The 18,855-nt window shown below is 40.3% G+C and carries 21 protein-coding genes and 1 riboswitch; of the genes, 3 read left to right on the plus strand and 18 right to left on the minus strand.

Annotation, left to right across the window (positions count from 1 at the left end):
• Positions 1 to 59: 59 nt before the first annotated feature.
• The 17 genes from JOC78_RS13750 to JOC78_RS13830 form a co-directional block, all read right to left on the minus strand.
• On the minus strand, positions 60 to 797 hold the full coding sequence (locus JOC78_RS13750; protein ID WP_204556842.1) for an ABC transporter ATP-binding protein: 738 nt from the start codon (positions 795 to 797) through the stop codon (positions 60 to 62).
• Positions 794 to 1,552, minus strand: coding sequence for an ABC transporter permease (locus JOC78_RS13755; protein ID WP_204556843.1), 759 nt, complete (start codon positions 1,550 to 1,552; stop codon positions 794 to 796). Before JOC78_RS13755 ends, JOC78_RS13750 begins: the two co-directional genes overlap by 4 nt.
• The gene (locus JOC78_RS13760; RefSeq protein WP_204556844.1) at positions 1,549 to 1,839 is read right to left on the minus strand and encodes a thiamine-binding protein; all 291 of its coding nucleotides are present in this window, start codon (positions 1,837 to 1,839) and stop codon (positions 1,549 to 1,551) included. The genes JOC78_RS13755 and JOC78_RS13760 overlap by 4 nt, the downstream gene beginning before the upstream one ends.
• A 13-nt stretch (positions 1,840 to 1,852) precedes the next feature.
• The gene (locus JOC78_RS13765) at positions 1,853 to 2,842 is read right to left on the minus strand and encodes an ABC transporter substrate-binding protein (protein ID WP_204556845.1); all 990 of its coding nucleotides are present in this window, start codon (positions 2,840 to 2,842) and stop codon (positions 1,853 to 1,855) included.
• A 74-nt stretch (positions 2,843 to 2,916) separates the two neighbouring features.
• Positions 2,917 to 3,027, minus strand: a riboswitch (TPP riboswitch).
• 65 nt (positions 3,028 to 3,092) lie between these two features.
• Positions 3,093 to 3,665 carry a TetR/AcrR family transcriptional regulator gene (locus JOC78_RS13770; protein WP_204556848.1) on the minus strand — a complete coding sequence of 191 codons (573 nt, stop codon included), beginning with the start codon at positions 3,663 to 3,665 and terminating at the stop codon, positions 3,093 to 3,095.
• Positions 3,666 to 3,899: 234 nt separating this feature from the next.
• Positions 3,900 to 4,043 (minus strand): YrzI family small protein, encoded by a 144-nt coding sequence (locus JOC78_RS13775; RefSeq protein WP_204556850.1) that lies wholly within the window; start codon positions 4,041 to 4,043, stop codon positions 3,900 to 3,902.
• 216 nt (positions 4,044 to 4,259) lie between these two features.
• Positions 4,260 to 6,209, minus strand: coding sequence for a DUF6449 domain-containing protein (locus JOC78_RS13780; protein WP_204556852.1), 1,950 nt, complete (start codon positions 6,207 to 6,209; stop codon positions 4,260 to 4,262).
• The gene (locus JOC78_RS13785) at positions 6,184 to 7,083 is read right to left on the minus strand and encodes an ABC transporter ATP-binding protein (protein WP_204556853.1); all 900 of its coding nucleotides are present in this window, start codon (positions 7,081 to 7,083) and stop codon (positions 6,184 to 6,186) included. The genes JOC78_RS13780 and JOC78_RS13785 overlap by 26 nt, the downstream gene beginning before the upstream one ends.
• Positions 7,076 to 7,465 (minus strand): GntR family transcriptional regulator, encoded by a 390-nt coding sequence (locus JOC78_RS13790; protein ID WP_204556854.1) that lies wholly within the window; start codon positions 7,463 to 7,465, stop codon positions 7,076 to 7,078. Before JOC78_RS13790 ends, JOC78_RS13785 begins: the two co-directional genes overlap by 8 nt.
• 128 nt (positions 7,466 to 7,593) lie before the next feature.
• Positions 7,594 to 7,968, minus strand: a complete 375-nt coding sequence (locus JOC78_RS13795) for a PH domain-containing protein (RefSeq protein WP_204556855.1) — start codon at positions 7,966 to 7,968, stop codon at positions 7,594 to 7,596.
• Positions 7,969 to 8,005: 37 nt separating this feature from the next.
• Positions 8,006 to 8,365, minus strand: a complete 360-nt coding sequence (locus tag JOC78_RS13800; protein ID WP_204556856.1) for a replication termination protein — start codon at positions 8,363 to 8,365, stop codon at positions 8,006 to 8,008.
• A gap of 149 nt (positions 8,366 to 8,514) precedes the next feature.
• Complete coding sequence (locus JOC78_RS13805; protein WP_204556857.1) at positions 8,515 to 9,372, minus strand: DUF421 domain-containing protein; 858 nt, start codon at positions 9,370 to 9,372, stop codon at positions 8,515 to 8,517.
• Between the two features lie 17 nt (positions 9,373 to 9,389).
• A complete protein-coding gene (locus JOC78_RS13810) occupies positions 9,390 to 9,596 on the minus strand; it encodes a DUF1657 domain-containing protein (protein WP_204556858.1) in 207 nt (68 codons plus the stop codon).
• A gap of 12 nt (positions 9,597 to 9,608) precedes the next feature.
• Positions 9,609 to 10,613 carry a stage V sporulation protein AD gene (spoVAD, locus tag JOC78_RS13815; protein WP_338023211.1) on the minus strand — a complete coding sequence of 335 codons (1,005 nt, stop codon included), beginning with the start codon at positions 10,611 to 10,613 and terminating at the stop codon, positions 9,609 to 9,611.
• Between the two features lie 92 nt (positions 10,614 to 10,705).
• Positions 10,706 to 10,912: a DUF1657 domain-containing protein gene (locus JOC78_RS13820; protein WP_204556861.1), complete on the minus strand. Its 207-nt coding sequence runs from the start codon at positions 10,910 to 10,912 to the stop codon at positions 10,706 to 10,708.
• 135 nt (positions 10,913 to 11,047) lie between these two features.
• The gene (locus JOC78_RS13825; protein ID WP_204556862.1) at positions 11,048 to 12,487 is read right to left on the minus strand and encodes a phospholipase D family protein; all 1,440 of its coding nucleotides are present in this window, start codon (positions 12,485 to 12,487) and stop codon (positions 11,048 to 11,050) included.
• A 144-nt stretch (positions 12,488 to 12,631) separates the two neighbouring features.
• Positions 12,632 to 13,852 (minus strand): MFS transporter, encoded by a 1,221-nt coding sequence (locus JOC78_RS13830; protein WP_204556878.1) that lies wholly within the window; start codon positions 13,850 to 13,852, stop codon positions 12,632 to 12,634.
• Positions 13,853 to 14,053: 201 nt separating this feature from the next.
• Here JOC78_RS13830 and JOC78_RS13835 point away from each other — a divergent pair, with 201 nt between their 5' ends.
• Positions 14,054 to 15,226, plus strand: a complete 1,173-nt coding sequence (locus JOC78_RS13835; protein ID WP_204556863.1) for an LL-diaminopimelate aminotransferase — start codon at positions 14,054 to 14,056, stop codon at positions 15,224 to 15,226.
• Between the two features lie 33 nt (positions 15,227 to 15,259).
• On the opposite strand, the gene JOC78_RS13840 is transcribed toward JOC78_RS13835, so the two are convergent.
• Positions 15,260 to 15,535: a YkvA family protein gene (locus JOC78_RS13840; RefSeq protein ID WP_204556864.1), complete on the minus strand. Its 276-nt coding sequence runs from the start codon at positions 15,533 to 15,535 to the stop codon at positions 15,260 to 15,262.
• A 214-nt stretch (positions 15,536 to 15,749) separates the two neighbouring features.
• Between JOC78_RS13840 and JOC78_RS13845 the strand changes: the two genes are divergently transcribed.
• Together JOC78_RS13845 and JOC78_RS13850 are read left to right on the plus strand one after the other, a co-directional pair.
• Positions 15,750 to 17,234: an aldehyde dehydrogenase family protein gene (locus JOC78_RS13845; RefSeq protein ID WP_204556865.1), complete on the plus strand. Its 1,485-nt coding sequence runs from the start codon at positions 15,750 to 15,752 to the stop codon at positions 17,232 to 17,234.
• A gap of 178 nt (positions 17,235 to 17,412) precedes the next feature.
• Entirely contained in the window at positions 17,413 to 18,762 is a 1,350-nt protein-coding gene (locus JOC78_RS13850) for a TrkH family potassium uptake protein (RefSeq protein ID WP_204556866.1), read from the plus strand.
• Positions 18,763 to 18,855 lie beyond the last annotated feature (93 nt).

Consider the following 18,855-nt stretch of genomic DNA (forward strand, 5'->3'; position numbering starts at 1 on the left):
TATATTTTTATTTGAATTTTGCACATAATGTATTAGAATAAAGGCTTCGCACCTTTATTCTAATCATTGTTTTGTAATTGCTCAAATAATTGCTTTTTGCATTCGAAAAAATGCTTATCTACGATTAATTTTTCTGTCCTCGGCCTTTGAAATGGCACTTTAAAATCTAACTTCACTTCCCCTGGCCTATTGGAGAGGACAATAATTCGATCTGCTAAAAATAAGGCTTCGTCAATATTATGGGTAACAAATAAAATGGTTTTTTGATGAGTCTCCCATACGTTAATGAGCCATTTTTGCATATCGACACGTGTGAGTTCGTCAAGTGCAGAAAAAGGCTCATCTAAACAAAGCAAAGATTGCGGGCTTAATAAAGCTCGGATAAAGGAAACTCTCTGCTGCATCCCACCTGAGAGCTCATATGGATATTTATCTTCAAAGCCTTCAAGTCCTGCTGTTTTAAGCATTTGACGTGCTTGGTCCTGATTGTTCTTCCCCGCCAACTCTTGGCCAATCAACATGTTTTGTAACACTGTACGCCAGGGGAAAAGAGAAGCTTGCTGCGGCATATAACTGATATTGCCTCTTAATCCTGTAATATCGTACCCGTCAAGGATGACTTTACCTTGATCGGGATCGATTAATCCGCCAACCAAATGAAACAAGGTGCTTTTTCCGCTGCCAGAAGGGCCTAATATGGCGACAAATTCGCCCGGCTGAACCTTCATTGAAATATTATTCAATACTTCTATGTCTCCGTAGCTTTTTGATAAACGATCAATGAGTAAGCCCTTCATTTACTCTTCACCTCCCATGTAACTAATCTCCGTTCTAGCGCAGATATTACCCATACAAACAACACACTTAAACCCATAACCGCAAAGATGGCTAGAAATACTTTATCTGTTTTAAAAGACGAGCTGGCTAAGGTCATATAGACACCAACTCCTTGCTGTGCCCCAAGCCATTCAGAAATAACTGCACCCATTACACTGTAGGTAGCGGATATTTTTAAACCTGAAAATAATGAAGGCCAGCTGCTAGGCCATTCCAGTTTTATAAAAAGCTGTTTATTGGTGGCGCCTGCCATTTGCATATAGTGATACAGCTCCCTTGGGGTTTGCTTGAATCCATCAAGCGTCGCAATCACTACTGGAAAAAAGCAAACCAGTGCGATGACAATGAGTTTAGGCAGCGCACCAAACCCAAACCAAATCACGAGCAGCGGTGCCAGCACAATAATCGGTATGTTTTGGGACAAGATAAGAAAAGGATACATGGCTTTTTTCATGCTAGGAACTAAATGAAGCAAGATTGCCAACATGACTCCTATAGCTGCACCGATCAGGTAACCTGACACTGAAAGCTGAACAGTTGAGAGAAAATGCGGCAAGAAATCAGGTAAACTTTCAATGGCAGTTTGATAAATAGTTGTGGGAGCTGGCAAGAGCCAAGCCTCAATTCCAGAAACACGTACGAAAATTTCCCACAAACTGACGAAAAGGATGAGGACCAAAAAGGGCCGCCATCCTTGATTGATTACTTCTCTCATTTGTATTTCTCCGTAAGAGTATCCATGTGTATACCCTTTGGCTGGTAAAGAATTTTTACTTGCGAAATTACATTCAGGCATCCCATGGCCGTCATTTTTTCATTCATTTTTTCAATAACTGATAACAGTTCAGATAAATCCCCTTCCATGGTTGTCTCGAGAGGATGAACTTCGTGAATGATTCCTGCCTCTTGAATGACTTTAATTGCTTCATCTACATAAGGAATGACATTTTCCCCGTTTGGTGTTTTCGGTATAATCTGCACACTAACTAAAGAATTACCCATCGTTTTCTCCTTTCTATTTTGGCAAGAATTCGTTGGTATAAGCTTTTTTACTATCTAATTCTTTATCTATTAATTTATTTTCATACATCCATTCTGAGAAGTTCTCCCATCTGCTCGCCTCTTGTTCGCCCCAACGTTCGGCGTCCTCTTGATATTTGGGAGATAAATAACGCTGACTCTTTACTACTAGGTCTTTATCTAAATCTGGCACTGCACTTGATAAGATTTCTGCCGATTGATCAGGGTTGTCTATAGCATACTGATACCCTTTAGAGGCCGCATGGACAAAGTGTTTCACCGTTTCAGGATCTTCATCGATCATTTTTTCATTCGTTGCTAGAACAGGTGTATAATAGTCCAGTTCTTTTGCGTAATCCTTCAAATAGATCATGTTAAGATCTTCCTTGCGCAAATCGGCTTCCACTCCTGTCCAGCCTTGATAAATCCAAGCGAAATCAATGTCTCTTTTAATGGCTGTGAAGAAATCACTTTCTCCAATATTAATAAATTTCACCTTGTTAATATCGGCATTTTCAGCCTTCATTAACGATGCCATCATTTGCTTTTCAATAGGAGAACCCCAGCCCCCATATGTTTTGCCTTCAAAATCCTTCGGTGACTTAATGTCCTTAGCAGCTGGAGAAGCAAAACCTGAAGTATTATGCTGCACAATGGCAGCAACTGATACAAGCGGGAGATCAGAAGTTCTTGCGGTGGCAATCTGCTCCTGAAAACTCACGCCGAATTGAGCCTTTCCTGAAGCCACAAGCTGATCAGCTCCTGCTTCGCCTGGCAGGAGAATCTCCACATCGAGGCCCTGTTGTTCAAAATATCCTTTCTCTTTAGCCACATAAAGACCCGTATGGTTTGTGTTAGGTGTCCAATCAAGAACAACCGATACTTTTTTAAGTTTTTTTTCTTTGCTGCTTTGCTGATCATTGTTTGCCCCGCCGCAACCTGTCAGTAAAAAGGCAGCGACCAATAATAAAAACCATTTTTTCATTTCTCTCTCCTCCATTCTCACAAAACAAAAAAATACGCCCTGATCAGATCAAGGCGCATCGTTGACAACAAAGTCATTATGTATTCGATGTTCCCTACGCTGATATCAATCAGATCAGGTTCTAAGGGTCCGTATCTATCATGGATACATCTCAGCCAGCTTTACTGGCACCCCTACATGTAAATATTTAATTCTTTTGAATTATGACAGAAAAAATCGTACTTGGCAAACCTTTTTATTTATCATGCAATCAGCCATTATGAATGCCATAAAAAATAATCGAAAACAGCTTTTCGCTCCACTCTTTTGGAGGCACATTCATCACATTCACAATTTGAATCGCATTGAAAAGCAAAGAAGCAATCACCGGCGGTTCGATATTCTTTCTGATTAGCCCTTCTTTTTGTGCTTTCACGATGATTTCATTAATAAATTCATACATCTTTTGATGATAGTGCGTTAAGTCATCTACTTGCTGTTGGATTTTAAGTGATTTAGCCTGCTTTAACAGCGGGATCATTTCAATGACTTGATGCGTATGAGATCTCGTAATAAAGATTTCTAACAGCTGTTTTAATTGAGCAACCGGAGAATCAATTACAGATAGGGCAAAACATTCTTCCATAATTTCATCCATTCGCTTCATCATATACGAGGTAATGAGATCATCTTTATTGGCATAATACTCGTAAATCGTACTTCTCGCTACCTCAAGCTCTTCAGATAGCGCTTTAAAATGAAAACCATCATAACCCTTCTTAACTAATAACTTTTCGGTTGCCAGGAATAATTCTTGTTCATCCAGCTTTTTCTTTCTTGCCATATAACCCCTCATTTATTCGATTTAACGTTCATTATACCGAAAAGGACATACAAACAAAAGTTACAAAGTGCTAACGCCAAAAAACCTTGCCGCTATGAGCAAGGTTTTTTTGGATGTTTAGATATGGTCAGCTTCACTAGGCAGAATCCTTCGAAATGTAGAGTGCATTCATTAATTTTGTTTGAGTTGGCTGTAAGATTATCATAAGATAATTCCCCTTTCAAAGTTGGTTTTTTAGTAAATGTTTCGAATGTTTTCGTCTTGTTTGTTGCGTAATTCTTCGTACCTGTCTTCAACTAGCTGGTCATGGAGATATTCTTTCATTTGTTTGTGACGTTTGTTAATTGTGATTACGAAAAAGATTAGATTAATCGTCATATCGTCTCACCTCCTTTCAGATAGCATTTGCTGCTTCTGCCTAATGGAAGTTATTGACGTGAAAGCTGACCTCTCTCCAAACCAATATATTTCAAAACATTACCTTGTTAATTATATCCACATTTATATAAATAATCCATCATTTTTTTGCTAATATTTTTATCTTTTTAAAAAATGAAAAAACCGCCTAAATAATTAGGCGAGTTTTCCCAATCACTATTTATTCAGCAGCTGGTTGGCTGTCTCCTTGCTAATTACATCAATATCCGGATACCGGGGCTGATTTTTCATGTAATAAGCGACGGCGTAATCCCCTTTATGATGCTGATACGATACCTCAATTAACTGTTCAATTTTGTCCTTATTTTTAATGACGGTTTGATTTTTTGCTTTCAACTGGCCATTTTGATCGAGAAGATCATACACCTCTTTCGTAGAATTGATCGGTGCGATGACTGCATAATCAACATCCTCAGGCATCACTTTCACTTGATTGAGGACCTCTCGATCAGAAAGCCATTTATTTATTTGTTTATAGGACTTTTTCCATGAGGCTGCGATATATGTTTGATCTTTATACATGATCTCGATTCCGCCAAATGCTTTTTCAGGTGACGTCATTTCTTTCGGGCTTTCGTTTTTCATTTCCATTTTCAATATCGCGATAAACTCTTCCATCTCTTTTTGATTAGTTAGAGAGTATTGTTTGTTAATAGAATACCTGGAGGAAAGGACGATCCGATTCATATCCTGCTGACTGTTTTCTCTAAGCAGAGGATAGAAGTTCTCTTTATATTCTGCCGTTTTTGCCAGCTGCTCCATCAGCTCTTTATATAATGATTCCGGTATCTCGTATTCTCTAATTAATTGTTTCCCGTTTTCCAATTGATAGGCCAAGGCAAGATGACTGCTATTATGACCTGGTGCAGGGGAAGAAGCTGATTTTTCATGCATCGCTATGATATTTTTTACATTGACTGGATCTTCAAAAAAGTAAGACTGGTTGATCGTTTTGTAGTCTTCTGTACTGAAATCCTCTGTCATAAAGTGAATGTGCTCTGCCACATAAACTTTTTTTACATCCGTAACCGCAGGTATGTTTCGTTCAAAGCTTCCGCCTGCGACCTGAATGATGGCCACTATAGCTGTAGATGATAACAAGAAGAACAGCAGTCCTCTCCACTTCTTCAACACATAGACAGATTTATCAACGATCATCCGAGCGATAAAGTAGCCAATGCTGGCAAATGATAGAGCACCTGCTAAGATCCAAGGAGAGCTTTCTTCTACACTGCCAAAATACAGACTTCCAATAAGCATGGAGCAAAACGTAAATCCATAGATGAACAGCGGCTGCATTTTTCGAAAGGCAATGGCTTGAGAAGCAGCTTCTGTCGCCCGTTTCTTATAGAGAAACAAACCAGCTGCAGCAAATATTATCGCCAGTCCCCCATATATACTCCATTCCTGGAGAGTAAATGGATGTTCAATCGATTGATAAAGACGGAAGAATAGGATAAATTGCTCCAAGCTTTCATTCAGATAATAATTGTATGCAAACCCCTTCAATAAAAACTTTAAATTAAAGATCAACAGCATCGAAATCCCAGCAGGAAGCATAAAGATCATCAGCGTAAAAAATGCTTGTATAATCGACAGCCCAGTAAGCATTCCTGCAAACACAGCTGCTGAAAAGACAACTACGTTCCAAAATATTGTAAATAAGCTCCAATTTAATAATTCAGCAGAAGAAAAAAACGAGACATCAATCATCATTTGCAAAATACCTGTGATGACTGCAATAGCGGCAACAGGCATAACCATCATCAGCACACCTGCCGCAAAAAACTGAATAAACAATTCGTATCTGGAAACGGGCAGACTGTGCATAAAGTCAGCAGATGATTTCACATGTAAATATCGATAAGTAAAGATGGCTAATGCGATAGGAAAGGCGATGATCAGCATGCTTTGTATTTCAGGTGACAGAGCAAAAACAGTTTCCGATTGAAAAGCAAAAATCCAATCTTTGCTTGCGTTCATCATAATCATTTGGAGCGGTATTGCAAAAAACAGAAGCAAAAAATACAGAACGCTTATAGAGCTTATTGCTTTTGATTTGTGTTTCATTAATCCTTTATTAAAAAATAACGTGGCCAACTGCATATCCTGCTTCCTCCATTTCATAAGCAAAAATTTCTTCTAACGTAATGGGCAGCACATCCATTAACAGCGGCTGAAATGAAGCAGCATCAGCAAGAATCTTCTTTTCTTTCCCTTTAACTAAACATAAGTGCACACTGCCGCGCTCTTCATGATGAAGCACTCTCAGCTTGCTGAAGAACCCATCAGGAACCTTTCCCTTAAAGGCGATCTGAATTTTATGCATCCCCGATTTTAGGTCATCCAGTTCTCTTGTAAGCAGTAATTCTCCATTATGCAAGATGGCAATATGGTCACAAATGTCTTCTAACTCACGCAAATTATGTGAAGAGATCACAATCGTCATTCGACGTTCAGCTACATCTTCCATAAGCAGCTGCTTTACTTTCTTTCGCATGACCAGATCTAGACCGTCAAGCGGCTCATCCAACAATAAATAGTCTGGCATACAGGAAAGTGTGAGCCAAAAAGCAGCCTGGCGCTTTTTTCCTTTGGACAACTGATGGAGCTTAGTAGTTAGAGGAAGAGCAAACACAGCCCCCAGTTCATTAAAGCGCTCCTGATTCCAGCTTTTGTACATTTCTCGATAAAATTCTGCCATCTGGCCAATTGTAGACTGCCCAAAAAAATAGGGTATGTCCGGCATAAACATAACAGATTGTTTTAAATGAGGTGTGTCACTTATTGATTCTCCATCTACAAGCACCTCTCCGCTGGTTGGCATTAAAATCCCAGAAGCAAGCTTTAGCATGGTCGTTTTGCCGGCTCCATTTGACCCAAGCAATCCGAAAATGGAGCCTCGTCCGATCTGTAAATCCATCTCTTTTAATGCTTGTGCCCGGCCAAAGTGCTTGCTGACTTTCTTCATGTCAATCATTCCGATCCTCCCCTTTCATCTCTTTTTCTGCTTGATCGGCTAACTGCTCAATTTCTTTTTTGCTCAACCCAAGAAACATGGCTTCTGATATTAGTTTTAATAGCTCTGCTTTCATTTGCTCCACCTTCTGCTCATTCACAGATTTTATTTGCTTTTTCACAAAGCTCCCTTTCCCAGGAAGCGAATAAATAAATCCTTCTCTTTCTAATTCTCGATAGGCTTTTTGAATGGTGTTTGGGTTAATGGCCAATTCCTTCGCCAGCTGCCGGACGGAAGGCAATTGATCATCAGGCTCATACACTTCATACATGATCATTTCTTTAAACTTTTCAATTAGCTGCTCATATAAAGGCTGCCTGCTTCTCATATCTAAACTAAACATGTGGTCCCTCCTTCCTTCTTTCGTACTAACTGTATTAATATAAATAATACAGTTAGTACACTAAAATATGCAACTATTTTTTGGAAAATAAAAAAATGCCCTCAAAAAGGACATTTTAAATGAATGCTTCATAGTATATATGCTGCCAGCGCCCGCTGAACATCGAATATGCTGTCATCTTTTCTAAATTGTTTAGCGATCGGCTCATCGCCGCCTGCGATCCAAATTAACAGTTCTGCTTCTAAATCGAATGTCCCAGCTGTCTGCACACTAAAATGAGTGATGCTGCGGTAAGGAACTGAATGGTATTCCACTCTCTTCCCGGTTACTCCTTGTTTATCTATCAAGATCAGACGCTTATTCGTAAAAACAATTAAATCTCTCAGGATCTGAAAAGCTCTTTCAATCGTTTCACCTTCAGCAACAATTCTTTCTAAATATTTTTCTACTACTTTGATATCTGCCTCAGTAGCATTTCCAATTAACCCGTCAAATATTCCCACTTTATGCACCTCTTTTATCCTTCATTTAATCAATTGTCTAAAATACATCCTCTACCGCTTTTCTTAATAAGTTGATGCTGCGGTCAAGGTCTGTCTTGACTTGTTTTTTATAAAGTTTTGCTTTTTCATAATCATCGAATTGATAAATAACGACTTCTTTATATTTCGCGCCTTCTTGCAATTTTTTGTGCCGCTTTAGTATTCCGTCATCAATTAGTTCATGGAGCGATCGATAGATTTCTGAGTGGTTCGGCTCATAGCCAAATTGTTTAAATGCAGCTTTCAATTCATCCATCGCTTGCATGCCATACAGCCGATTTTCTTCTACGAATTTAATCATGAATAACTTGATAAAAGCTCGCTGTTTAATCAAAAATTTCCCTTCGCCTCTTGGCATTTTCTTCACCCCGCTTGGTTTTCCCTTAATGACCGGGAAGTATGTTATTTCTAGTTTATCAAATATATGGTCAGTGAACTAATGTTTTATTCTAAATTTGAATTTTGCACATTATGTAATAATAAAAACACCCTCGTTTTAGGGTGTCGTTATTGTAAATATTTAGAGGTTTGATTAATGATATTTCTAAGTTCTTTAGAAGACTCTTGATACATTTGCTTTGCCTTTTCACAGTCAGTTGCCAGGGCAAAACCCTCTAATTCCGCTTCTAATTTCTTTAAATTTGCGAGCAGCAATGGCCTTTCTTGTATCGTCGGAACTTTAAGCTGATCATCATAAAGATCGACTGTCAGTTCTCCGGTTGCAGTGATTTGGCCAAGAAATACGTTTTCAATTGTTACATTCATCGACGCAAGCTGTTCATCCAGCCACTCTTTTGTTTTACCGCTTAACTGCAGAGCACTAAGTATTAATCGTCCGTCCATGATCACAGATTCTGGTTCTTTTTGAATCATAGACGGAAGATTCGCATCTTGACGGGTTAACGGTCTTTTATCCTTTTTTAGTAACGCGTTTAAGCTGCCGTCTTCTTCTAGAATGGCAAATTCGACATCTGCTACATGAAAAATATCTTTTTTACGCAGTAATGAAAGCAATTCATCCGTTGAATATTTTTCTCTCTTTAAATTTTCCTCTAACACTTTTCCATCTTTAATAAAAACTGTCGATTCTCCTTCAATGATTTTTCTCATCGACCTGCTTTTTAATGCAATATAGCCTGCGGCAAGCGGAATAAGCCCCCAGACCATAACGGCTGCTAATCCATCAGCCACTTCTCTTTCCCGGCTCATAGACACTTCCGCAGCAATACTTCCAATCGTGATCCCGGTAATATATTCAAAGAAAGACAGCTGCGAAATTTGCCTTTTTCCCATTACTTTTGTTACCACAAATAATACAAAAAGAAAAGCCGCTGACCGTATGATGACTTCTATCCAGTGAGGCATAACCGCGCCTCCTTTCGCTAGGTATTTCTATATTCCGGCTCTTCATTTTCAAGTTCAAGGATTCGCTTGTTTAATTGATCCGCTACTTCAGTTAAAGACATCATACACTCATGAAACACAGCTTTTGATTCAGAATCTAATGATTGCAAAGCTAGTTTGCTAAAAACTGCTTCGGCATGTTTAATACCTGCACAGCAAGATCGAACGTCTGATACAACCGTCATATTTTTTCTCCTTTACGGCAAGTTTTCAAATGAGACCGCATGTGCAATGCACGGAATGGAATCATTTTGCTGAAAAGACAGCGGTGAAAGCAAAGCACCAGTTGCTACAAGAAGCATTCTGTTTATTTCACCCTTTTTCATGCGATTGAGCAGATGGCCATAACCGACAACAGCCGAACATCCTGCTCCGCTTCCACCGGAAAATACAGGCTGACTCTCCTTGTAAATCATAAGGCCACAATCTTGAAATTGTCTGTCAGTGATTGCAAAGCCTCGATCATTCAGCATCTCTAAAGCGATTTGGCGCCCGATTGCCCCTAAATCTCCGGTAACAATTAAGTCATAATAAGACGGATCTTTATTTAAAGAAGTGAAATGATCAATGATGGTGTCCACAGCTGCCGGAGCCATAGCTCCTCCCATATTAAATGGATCTGTCAGTCCCATATCAATGACCTTGCCAATTGTGGCAGTTGTTATGGATGGGCCATCTCCCGAAGTACTTACAACCGCAGCACCGGCGCCGGTAACCGTCCATTGAGCAGTCGGCGGTTTTTGCCCGCCATATTCAGTCGGATAACGAAACTGTTTTTCAACCGCTGCATTATGGCTAGAGGCGGCTGTTAACACATAGTTTGCGGCTTGGCTATTAATAAGCAAAGCACTCAGTGCCAGTCCTTCCATTGAAGTAGAACAGGCTCCAAACAAACCGAGATAAGGAATCGCAAGTGTTCGAGCAGAAAAACTCGTTGGCGTAATTTGATTAATAAGATCGCCGCCAAGAAAGAACTCGATATCCTGCTTTCTCAATTCCACTTTTTCAATTGCATGCGTACAAGCTTCTTCGATCAGTTTTCTATGCGCCTTTTCATATGAATCCTGCCCAAGCCATAAGTCCCCATGCAATGCATCAAAATCTGCAGCCAATCTGCCGTTTGCCTCGAACGGACCGCCAACGGCTCCTGTTGAAATAATGACGGGTTTTTTGTCAAACACCCATGTACGATGTTTCTGCACATCTACACCTCCAGATGGCTTTAGGCAATTGATGCGGTTTATGAATGGCAGACCCTTCATATCCTTTTCAATTGCCTAGGTTTTACTTTTATTTAGCTGTTTTTATACTGAGGTTCTTCATTTTCAACTTCTTGCAAACGCGGCTGCAGGCTGTCAATAACTGCCTGTGTCTGTTCCGCAGCTGTCTGAAATAATTGCTTAGCTTGCTGATTATCTGTTGCAAGCCCGAAACCTTCTAAGCTAGCCTGAGCACTTTTTAGTCCTGACATTGTTTGTTTTAAATCATTGATTACAGTCATTTTGTCTCCTCCATTCTTGTTCTATATTAGAATGTACACATGACCTACAAAATATTTTGGAAATTTCTCGCAAATAAAACCACGCCCGAACCAATGGCGTGGTTTAAGATGATTTTATCCATTTCTATTTATTCATTAATAAGTCGTCAGATTCAAGAGTTTTTGGAACGTATACACACCTCTTTTTAATGTAGCTGTGTCTTCGTAGTGCTCATCAAAATCAGCCGTATACTCAGCCCCTTTATTCTCCCAGAGTGTATGGAAATATTGATCGACGTCTTGAACAATTTCTTTATCGTTCGGAGCAGTGATCTGCACATCTGATTCTAAGTTAAAATCACCGATATTTCTTGCGGTGAAGTTAGCTGATCCACTGATGATGGTCGACTCCTGCTCTCCTTTTATATAAAGCATTTTAGCATGGAACTGCTCAGGTGTTGGAGCGAACCAGCGAATATTGATCTTTCCATCTGAATCTTCCTTTAACTCCTCGCTCATTGGAATATTAGGGAGCCCATTCTTTTTCTGGCCAAAAGAATGTTTATTCGTATCCATAATGATATTTGTTTTAGCGCCCCGGTTAGCCGCATCGGTTAGAGCATCTACAATATCCCTGTCGGCAAGATAAAAAATAGCGACCCAGATTTCATCTCCTTTTTTGGAGTTATTGATTTCTTTCACTAACGCGTTTTCTATTTTATTTTCCGTAAGCAGCCGGACTTTAATGTCTCCTCGTTCAGCTGGCTTCTTCACTTTTTCAGGAAATTCAACTTCTCTCCTTGTATTTGCTGCTGCTTTTTCCGAAACTAACATATCATTGACCAGCACATTTTTCACTTCGAAAGCCACATTTGTGAATTCCGCACTGGCATCATGAGGGTTGGCAGAACTGATCATCGCTGTTTTTTCTGTCGTAATGGTTTTTCTGTGATTGGCTTTCACGTTAAATATTTTTAAATAAGACCGCAATGTCATATCAGGAGCCGTTTCTGCCAATGCATTAGGAATCCAGCCGTTTCCGCTTTGTCCAAACCATTGAAAAAACATTCTCCATACTCCGCTGTATACAGGTGTAGAATCACGCAGCGGGTCCGTATTTGTCAAAACTACTTCAATTCCCGCTTTTTTCATTTGTTCGAATTGCGGCACTTCGTGAGATAAATAAGAAGTGTTGACCTCATCTGAAATAAAAATCACTTTCATATCAGGGTTTGCTTTCTTCTTCTCGATCAGCTTTTTAGTAATTTTATCAGTTATAGCAGGATATTCTTTCTTTTTTTCGTGGTAGGAATTAAACAAGAAATAATCGAGGACAATAAACTCGTCTGCTTCATCAATAATCTCGAGTGTCCGTTTAAAAATTTGATCTGTAAACTTCTTTTCCCCATTCTTTTCGCCTGTCACATTATAATAAAAATCCACTTGGTCATCATTTACACGATACGTATCACTTTGATAAGAGATATTTTCCGGGATTGGCTTGAAATAATGCCAGAGCATAGTGACGGTATAAATACTAAGCACAACAATCGTAAATACTTTCCATTTATTAAAATTTCGTTTCTTCATCTTCATCCACTGACCCTTCCTCTATTCTTGTTACTGTATTCCCCGGAATTCGCTGGATGTAACAGGAAGATTACAACAATCTAACCAAAGTCTTAACTATTTTTTATATCATTAAAAAAAGGTGCCAGTAACGGCACCTTTTAGGGTTATTTAACGGTTCAATGCCTCTGCATTGCTCCATTGCTTTTTTTCTTTTCTTAATTTCGCTTCAGCAAGTGTTAATACAGCCGCTAGAAGAAAGAATATGCTGGATAGCTGGAATAAGTGAGCTGTTTCGGTAAATTGAGCGATGATTCCAAACACGAGCCCGCTTAGGCCAATTCCTAAATCAATGGCAGAATAAAACATACCATTGGCTGCTCCGCGCCGGTGCTGGGGTGTTTCTGAGAGCACCCACGATTGCAATGTCGGAATCAAAGATCCGAATCCGGCACCGAACATGATACCTGAGATCACTACAAAGACAATAGAAGTGGCCAAGGATAGAATCCACATGGCAATGAATGTTAAAAATGAACATATAATAATGATCCGTTTCGGTCCGTGCCGATCAAAATATTTGCCAGCGATAGGCCGGATCAATGTAGCAACAATGGCGTTACATAAGTAGAATAAAAAGATTTGATCCAGGCCCCGTTCTTCACTGAATATAATGATGAATGTGACAACCGTTCCATAGCCAAACGTGGCAAGCAGAGTAATAAATGCGGGATACCAGGCTGCTTTCTCAATTAAGGATGCAAAGAAAGAAAAAGGAACATCTTCTTTTTTTGTTTTTAAAACCGCATCAGGTGTTCGATAGCTAACAATAGACAAGAATCCGATCGCCAATAATCCAAGACCGGCAGAGACAGCGATCATCACTGGAAATGGCGCGTTCTGATATAAAAAGATGCCAAGGCTTGGAGCAATAATCATTCCAACAGTCATGGATAAACCAAAGTAGCCCATCCCTTCTCCTAAGCGGGAATCAGGCACAATATCCACCGCTGCCGTTCCATTGACAGTCGTGGAGACTCCCCAGACAATCCCATGGACAAAGCGCATAGCCAGCAAGAAAAAAATGATGCTAGTTACAGGATACACAAGTGTAATCAATAAAAGTGATACGGCTCCTAAGACTACGAGCATTTTTCGCTCCTTGTAAGCAAGCATGCTGCCGATATAAGGACGGCTGATAATCGCCCCAATGGAAAAAAGCGTCGTTACCAGTCCGACTTCCAATGGAGAAGCCCCCATATCCTTAAAATAAGGCGGCAATGTCGGGATCAGCATTTGAAACGACATGAAAATAAATAAGTTACCGATAATTAATAAGAGAAACGACCGAGTCCACAGCGGTTCTTTATAAGATGATTGATTCACATACATAACCTCTTTCATTGTACCTTTCGATTGACGAAATAAATCTCTATGCGTTTCATTGTATCACGTATGAAGGGAATGCCGCAGATATAATGACTTTATTTCTGTTTGTTGTTTTAGCGGAAATATTTCTAATAGTTTTTATTTTCGATATGATAAAATAATACGGTACATAAATCATGGAAACACTAGCAGGAGGTCTCATTCATGTCGATTCAATTTTCAAAACGAATGGAGGCATTTGCCCCATCGATATTCAGCGAGTTGAAAGCTTACAAGTTACAAAAACAAGCTGAAGGAAAAGAAATCATTGATCTTAGCCTTGGCAGTCCTGATCTGGCACCTGCAGATCCGATTCGTGAAGAACTTTCTAAGCAAGCAGCGGATAAAGATCAATACGGCTATACTCTTTCAGGGACAAAAGAATTTCATCAAGCGGTTGCAGATTACTATGGGCGAGTTTATCATGCCAAGCTTGACCCTGATACTGAAATTATTCAAGTGATGGGCTCACAAGAAGGACTTGTTCACCTTCCCATGGTGTTTGCTGACAGCGGAGACACCATTCTTGTCACAGACCCCGGTTATACAGCGTACGAAACTGGACTCGCGGTAGCAGGAGCTAAACCTTACTATATGCCGCTTTTAAAAGAAAATGGCTTTCTTCCAGATTTGGCATCTCTTCCGGAAACAGTGGCCAAAGAAGCGAAATTAATGATTATAAATTATCCTGGCAATCCTGTACCAGGACTTGCGGACGAATCATTTTTTAAAGAAGTCATTTCATTTGCCAAAAAATACAACATTGCTGTTCTGCATGATGCCGCTTACTCGGAGTTTTATTTTGACGGAAGAAGCCCTTTAAGCTTTTTAGCTGTTGAAGGTGCAAAGGAGATCGGCATGGAGATCAATTCTTTGTCCAAAAGCTTTAGCTTGGCTGGCGCCCGCATCGCCTACATTGCCGGTAATAGTGAAATGATTCAAAAGATCGGCCAATTAAAATCCAATTTGGATTATGGTGTTTTCCAGCCGATTCAGGCAGCTGGAATTGTCGCTTTAAATCATGCGGAAGTCATAGGTGAATTTGTAAGGACCACTTTCGAGGAACGCAGAAATGTGCTGATTGAGGAATTAGCGAAGGTCGGCTGGCACGTGGATAAGCCTTCAGGCGGGATGTTTGTATGGGCTCAAATTCCAGAGGGCTGGTCGTCTCGGGAGTTTGCGTTTGCCGCCATCGATCATGCCGGTGTCGTGATGGTGCCAGGTCCTGCATTTGGCGCGAACGGTGAAGGCTATGTCCGAATTGCGCTAGTTCAGCCTGCAGAAGTGTTAAAAACTGCTGCTAAACGTTTAGGTGCAGTTGTTTCTATAAAACCATAAATGAAGCGCCCAAGTTTTCCTGGGCGCTTTTACTTATTTTAGACGATGCTTTATTTTCAGCGTTTCCGGTGCCATTTTAACAATCAGCTGAAGCATAAACGTAAAGACGGTTAAATCATCCAGCACACCGATGAAAGTGAAAAAATCAGGAATGAAGTCAAGCGGTAAAAGAAAGTAACCGGCTATGACTCCAATCGACAATAATTTTTTTACAATAGAAACTTCTGGGCTGATGAAAAAGTCTTTTAAGAATGGAAGAGACTTTCTTATATTTAAAAGAAATTTAATTCGTTTCCAAAAACGCCACATAACAGGCCTCCTAAATTTAAGCTTGTCTATTATACGGAACGGCCCTCTAGCAGGTTTCAAAAAAATTCCGTCGTATTTTGTCTGAATATTTACAAAATTAATAATTGAATTTTAATAACTTACTTGTTATGATGGATTGTGAAAACGCATACATAATTAATCAGCTTGGACTCTCACCTCTCGTAAACTTGTATGCTATTAAAGGAGGAATTGGATGAGCTCTGTTGCAACGCCGTTAAAAGAAAAAGTTGAAGCCTTTCTAACTGGTACGAAGAAACTTTTCATTAATGGACAATTTGTTGAAAGCACAAGCGGTCAAACATTTGAAACTCCAAACCCAGCGACCGGAGAGACACTCGCTGTCGTATCTGAAGCAAGATATGAAGATATTGATTTGGCTGTAAAAGCAGCCAGACAAGCATTTGATCAAGGTCCTTGGCAAAAAATGAGCGCAGCTGAGAGAAGCCGGCTGATTTATAAGCTAGCAGATTTAATGGAAGAAAATAAAGATGAACTGGCTCAGCTCGAAACGCTTGATAACGGGAAGCCGATTCAAGAAACATCGAATGCAGATGTTCCGCTGGCCATCGAGCATTTACGATATTATGCCGGCTGGTCGACGAAGATTGTCGGACAAACCATTCCTGTCGCCGGTCCTTACTTTAACTATACCCGTCATGAAGCAGTCGGGGTCGTCGGTCAAATCATCCCTTGGAACTTCCCGCTTTTAATGGCGATGTGGAAACTCGGTGCAGCACTTGCAACAGGCTGTACAGTGGTGTTAAAGCCTGCGGAACAAACACCGCTTTCCGCTCTTTACTTAGCCGAATTAATTGATCAGGCAGGTTTCCCTCCTGGCGTGATTAATATTGTGCCTGGATTTGGCGAAAGCGCCGGACAAGCTTTAGTTGACCACCCTCACGTCGACAAGATTGCTTTTACCGGCTCTACTGAAGTCGGCAAGCTGATTATGGAACGAGCGTCAAAAACATTAAAGCGCGTGACACTGGAACTCGGAGGAAAATCACCTAACATTATTCTACCGGATGCTGATTTAACGAAAGCCGTTCCGGGCGCTCTGAATGGCGTCATGTTCAATCAAGGACAGGTATGCTGTGCAGGCAGCCGGGTCTTTATCCAGAAAAAGCAGTATGACAATGTAGTTGCGGACATGGTAACTCATGCGAAGAAAATCAAGCAAGGTGAAGGATTGAATCGTGAAACACAAATTGGTCCACTCGTATCCACTGAACAGCAAAAGCGCGTGCTCGGCTATATTGAAAAGGGTGTAGGCGAAGGAGCGGAATTAGTAGCAGGAGGCTCTAACCCGTTTCAGCAAGGTTATTTTGTGGAACCGACGATCTTTGCCAATGTCGAGGATGACATGAGCATTGCGAAAGAAGAAATTTTCGGTCCGGTTATTTCCGCCATGCCTTATGAGGATTTAGATGAACTAATTGCTAGAGCCAATGACTCGCTATATGGACTGGCTGCAGGCGTCTGGACGAAAGATGTGTCTAAAGCTCATTATATCGCCAACAATTTACGAGCTGGAACAGTTTGGGTCAACTGCTATAACGTATTTGATGCAGCTTCCCCGTTCGGCGGCTATAAGCAGTCGGGGCTGGGAAGAGAAATGGGTTCCTATGCTTTAAATAATTATACAGAAGTAAAAAGTGTGTGGGTTTCAATGAATTAATTCACTTCTTCTAGATAGAAGCCGTTGTCATCATGGCTTCTATCTTTTTTTGATGAATAAACGAAAATCAGAAAATCATGTGATTTCCTTTAGGTTTTCTATATAATGAAATATGTATATTATTTGAAGAATAGCAGGCTTTACGCTTGCTGATGAAGTAATGAAGGATGATTATGGTATGAACTTAAAAACGAAACAAATAAAACTTTCAACATTCCAGCTGATTGTTTTGCTCTATTTCATTGGGGCTTTACTCTCTACTAGCTTGCTTATGCTGCCCGTGTCGCAAAAACCCGGCGTCGACCTCTCATTTATTGATGCCTTATTTATTGCCGTCAGTGCACTCAGCGTGACAGGCTTAACATCTGTAGCCACTGTAGACACATTCAGTACAGTTGGCTACTTTTTCATCATGTTTATTCTTCAAGTCGGCGGAATTGGCATTATGACATTAAGCTCCATCATCTGGCTTTTGGTGGGCAAAAAAATCGGTATGCGAGAACGGCATTTAATCATGGCAGACCAAAACCGGACGGACCTCTCAGGTTTAGTTAAGCTGATGAGAGATATCTTTTTGTTAATTCTTGGAATTGAAGCTGTGGGCGCTCTTATATTAGGTACATATTTTATGCAGGATTACGAAACGGCCAGCGAAGCTTTTCTTCACGGCTTATTCGGTTCGATCAGCGCAACGACAAATGGCGGATTTGATATTACAGGACAATCACTTGTGTTGTATGCAGACGATTATTTCGTACAATTTATTAATATGATATTAATTATTCTTGGTGCGATTGGTTTTCCCGTCTTAATTGAGATTAAAAATTATTTAACCCACCGCGGTACGTATCCTTACCGTTTTACACTTTTTACGAAGCTGACTACGACGATGTATGCGATTTTAGCCGTTATAGGAACAGCAGGAATTTACCTGTTAGACCGCAAGCATTTTTTTGCGGATAAAACTTGGCATGAATCCTTTTTCTATTCTGCTTTTCAGTCCATTGCGGCTAGAAGCGGCGGATTGACTACTATGGATTTAAATGAATTTTCAGCCTCTACCTTGCTTTTGATTTCTACACTTATGTTTATCGGCGCCTCACCGAGCAGCGTAGGCGGCGGACTTAGAACCACCACTTTTGCAATTGCCATGTTAAGTGTGTATTTTTTTGCAAGAGGGAAAAACACAATTAAGATCTTTAATAGGGAAGTGCACCCTATCGACATCCATCGTTCGTTCGTTGTTGTTACGACCGGCTTTTTTATTTGGGGCGCTTCTATCATGCTGCTCTCTTTTCTAGAGCCTTCCTTGCCTCTATTAAGCATCATATTTGAAGTGTCTTCAGCTTTCGGTACAACAGGCTCTTCACTTGGCATTACGCCTGAGCTTGGCACTCCGGCAAAATTAGTAATTATCTGCTTAATGTTTATCGGCCGAATCGGGCTATTTTCACTCTTGTTCATAATTCGGGGCCGAGTCATTAAAGATGGATTCTCCTATCCGAAAGAACGTTTATTAATTGGTTAAATCAAAACCACCAGTGTGAACTGGTGGTTTGCTCTGCGGCTGAAAGCCTCTCTTACCGGCCTCGGCCTTAAAGGCCCGCTGAAAGGGTTTCCC

It is taken from the genome of Bacillus ectoiniformans, assembly GCF_016908875.1.
In the GTDB taxonomy this organism is placed as follows: Bacteria; Bacillota; Bacilli; order Bacillales; family Domibacillaceae; genus Bacillus_BX; species Bacillus_BX ectoiniformans.

Bases quoted from the DNA above. Each gene is read 5' to 3' on its own strand.
- JOC78_RS13750 (WP_204556842.1), bottom strand. From the start codon at position 797: ATGAAGGGCTTACTCATTGATCGTTTATCAAAAAGCTACGGAGACATA.
- JOC78_RS13755 (WP_204556843.1), bottom strand. From the start codon at position 1,552: ATGAGAGAAGTAATCAATCAAGGATGGCGGCCCTTTTTGGTCCTCATC.
- JOC78_RS13760 (WP_204556844.1), bottom strand. From the start codon at position 1,839: ATGGGTAATTCTTTAGTTAGTGTGCAGATTATACCGAAAACACCAAAC.
- JOC78_RS13765 (WP_204556845.1), bottom strand. From the start codon at position 2,842: ATGAAAAAATGGTTTTTATTATTGGTCGCTGCCTTTTTACTGACAGGT.
- JOC78_RS13770 (WP_204556848.1), bottom strand. From the start codon at position 3,665: ATGGCAAGAAAGAAAAAGCTGGATGAACAAGAATTATTCCTGGCAACC.
- JOC78_RS13775 (WP_204556850.1), bottom strand. From the start codon at position 4,043: ATGACGATTAATCTAATCTTTTTCGTAATCACAATTAACAAACGTCAC.
- JOC78_RS13780 (WP_204556852.1), bottom strand. From the start codon at position 6,209: ATGCAGTTGGCCACGTTATTTTTTAATAAAGGATTAATGAAACACAAA.
- JOC78_RS13785 (WP_204556853.1), bottom strand. From the start codon at position 7,083: ATGATTGACATGAAGAAAGTCAGCAAGCACTTTGGCCGGGCACAAGCA.
- JOC78_RS13790 (WP_204556854.1), bottom strand. From the start codon at position 7,465: ATGTTTAGTTTAGATATGAGAAGCAGGCAGCCTTTATATGAGCAGCTA.
- JOC78_RS13800 (WP_204556856.1), bottom strand. From the start codon at position 8,365: ATGCCAAGAGGCGAAGGGAAATTTTTGATTAAACAGCGAGCTTTTATC.
- JOC78_RS13805 (WP_204556857.1), bottom strand. From the start codon at position 9,372: ATGCCTCACTGGATAGAAGTCATCATACGGTCAGCGGCTTTTCTTTTT.
- JOC78_RS13810 (WP_204556858.1), bottom strand. From the start codon at position 9,596: ATGACGGTTGTATCAGACGTTCGATCTTGCTGTGCAGGTATTAAACAT.
- JOC78_RS13820 (WP_204556861.1), bottom strand. From the start codon at position 10,912: ATGACTGTAATCAATGATTTAAAACAAACAATGTCAGGACTAAAAAGT.
- JOC78_RS13825 (WP_204556862.1), bottom strand. From the start codon at position 12,487: ATGAAGATGAAGAAACGAAATTTTAATAAATGGAAAGTATTTACGATT.
- JOC78_RS13830 (WP_204556878.1), bottom strand. From the start codon at position 13,852: ATGTATGTGAATCAATCATCTTATAAAGAACCGCTGTGGACTCGGTCG.
- JOC78_RS13835 (WP_204556863.1), top strand. From the start codon at position 14,054: ATGTCGATTCAATTTTCAAAACGAATGGAGGCATTTGCCCCATCGATA.
- JOC78_RS13840 (WP_204556864.1), bottom strand. From the start codon at position 15,535: ATGTGGCGTTTTTGGAAACGAATTAAATTTCTTTTAAATATAAGAAAG.
- JOC78_RS13845 (WP_204556865.1), top strand. From the start codon at position 15,750: ATGAGCTCTGTTGCAACGCCGTTAAAAGAAAAAGTTGAAGCCTTTCTA.
- JOC78_RS13850 (WP_204556866.1), top strand. From the start codon at position 17,413: ATGAACTTAAAAACGAAACAAATAAAACTTTCAACATTCCAGCTGATT.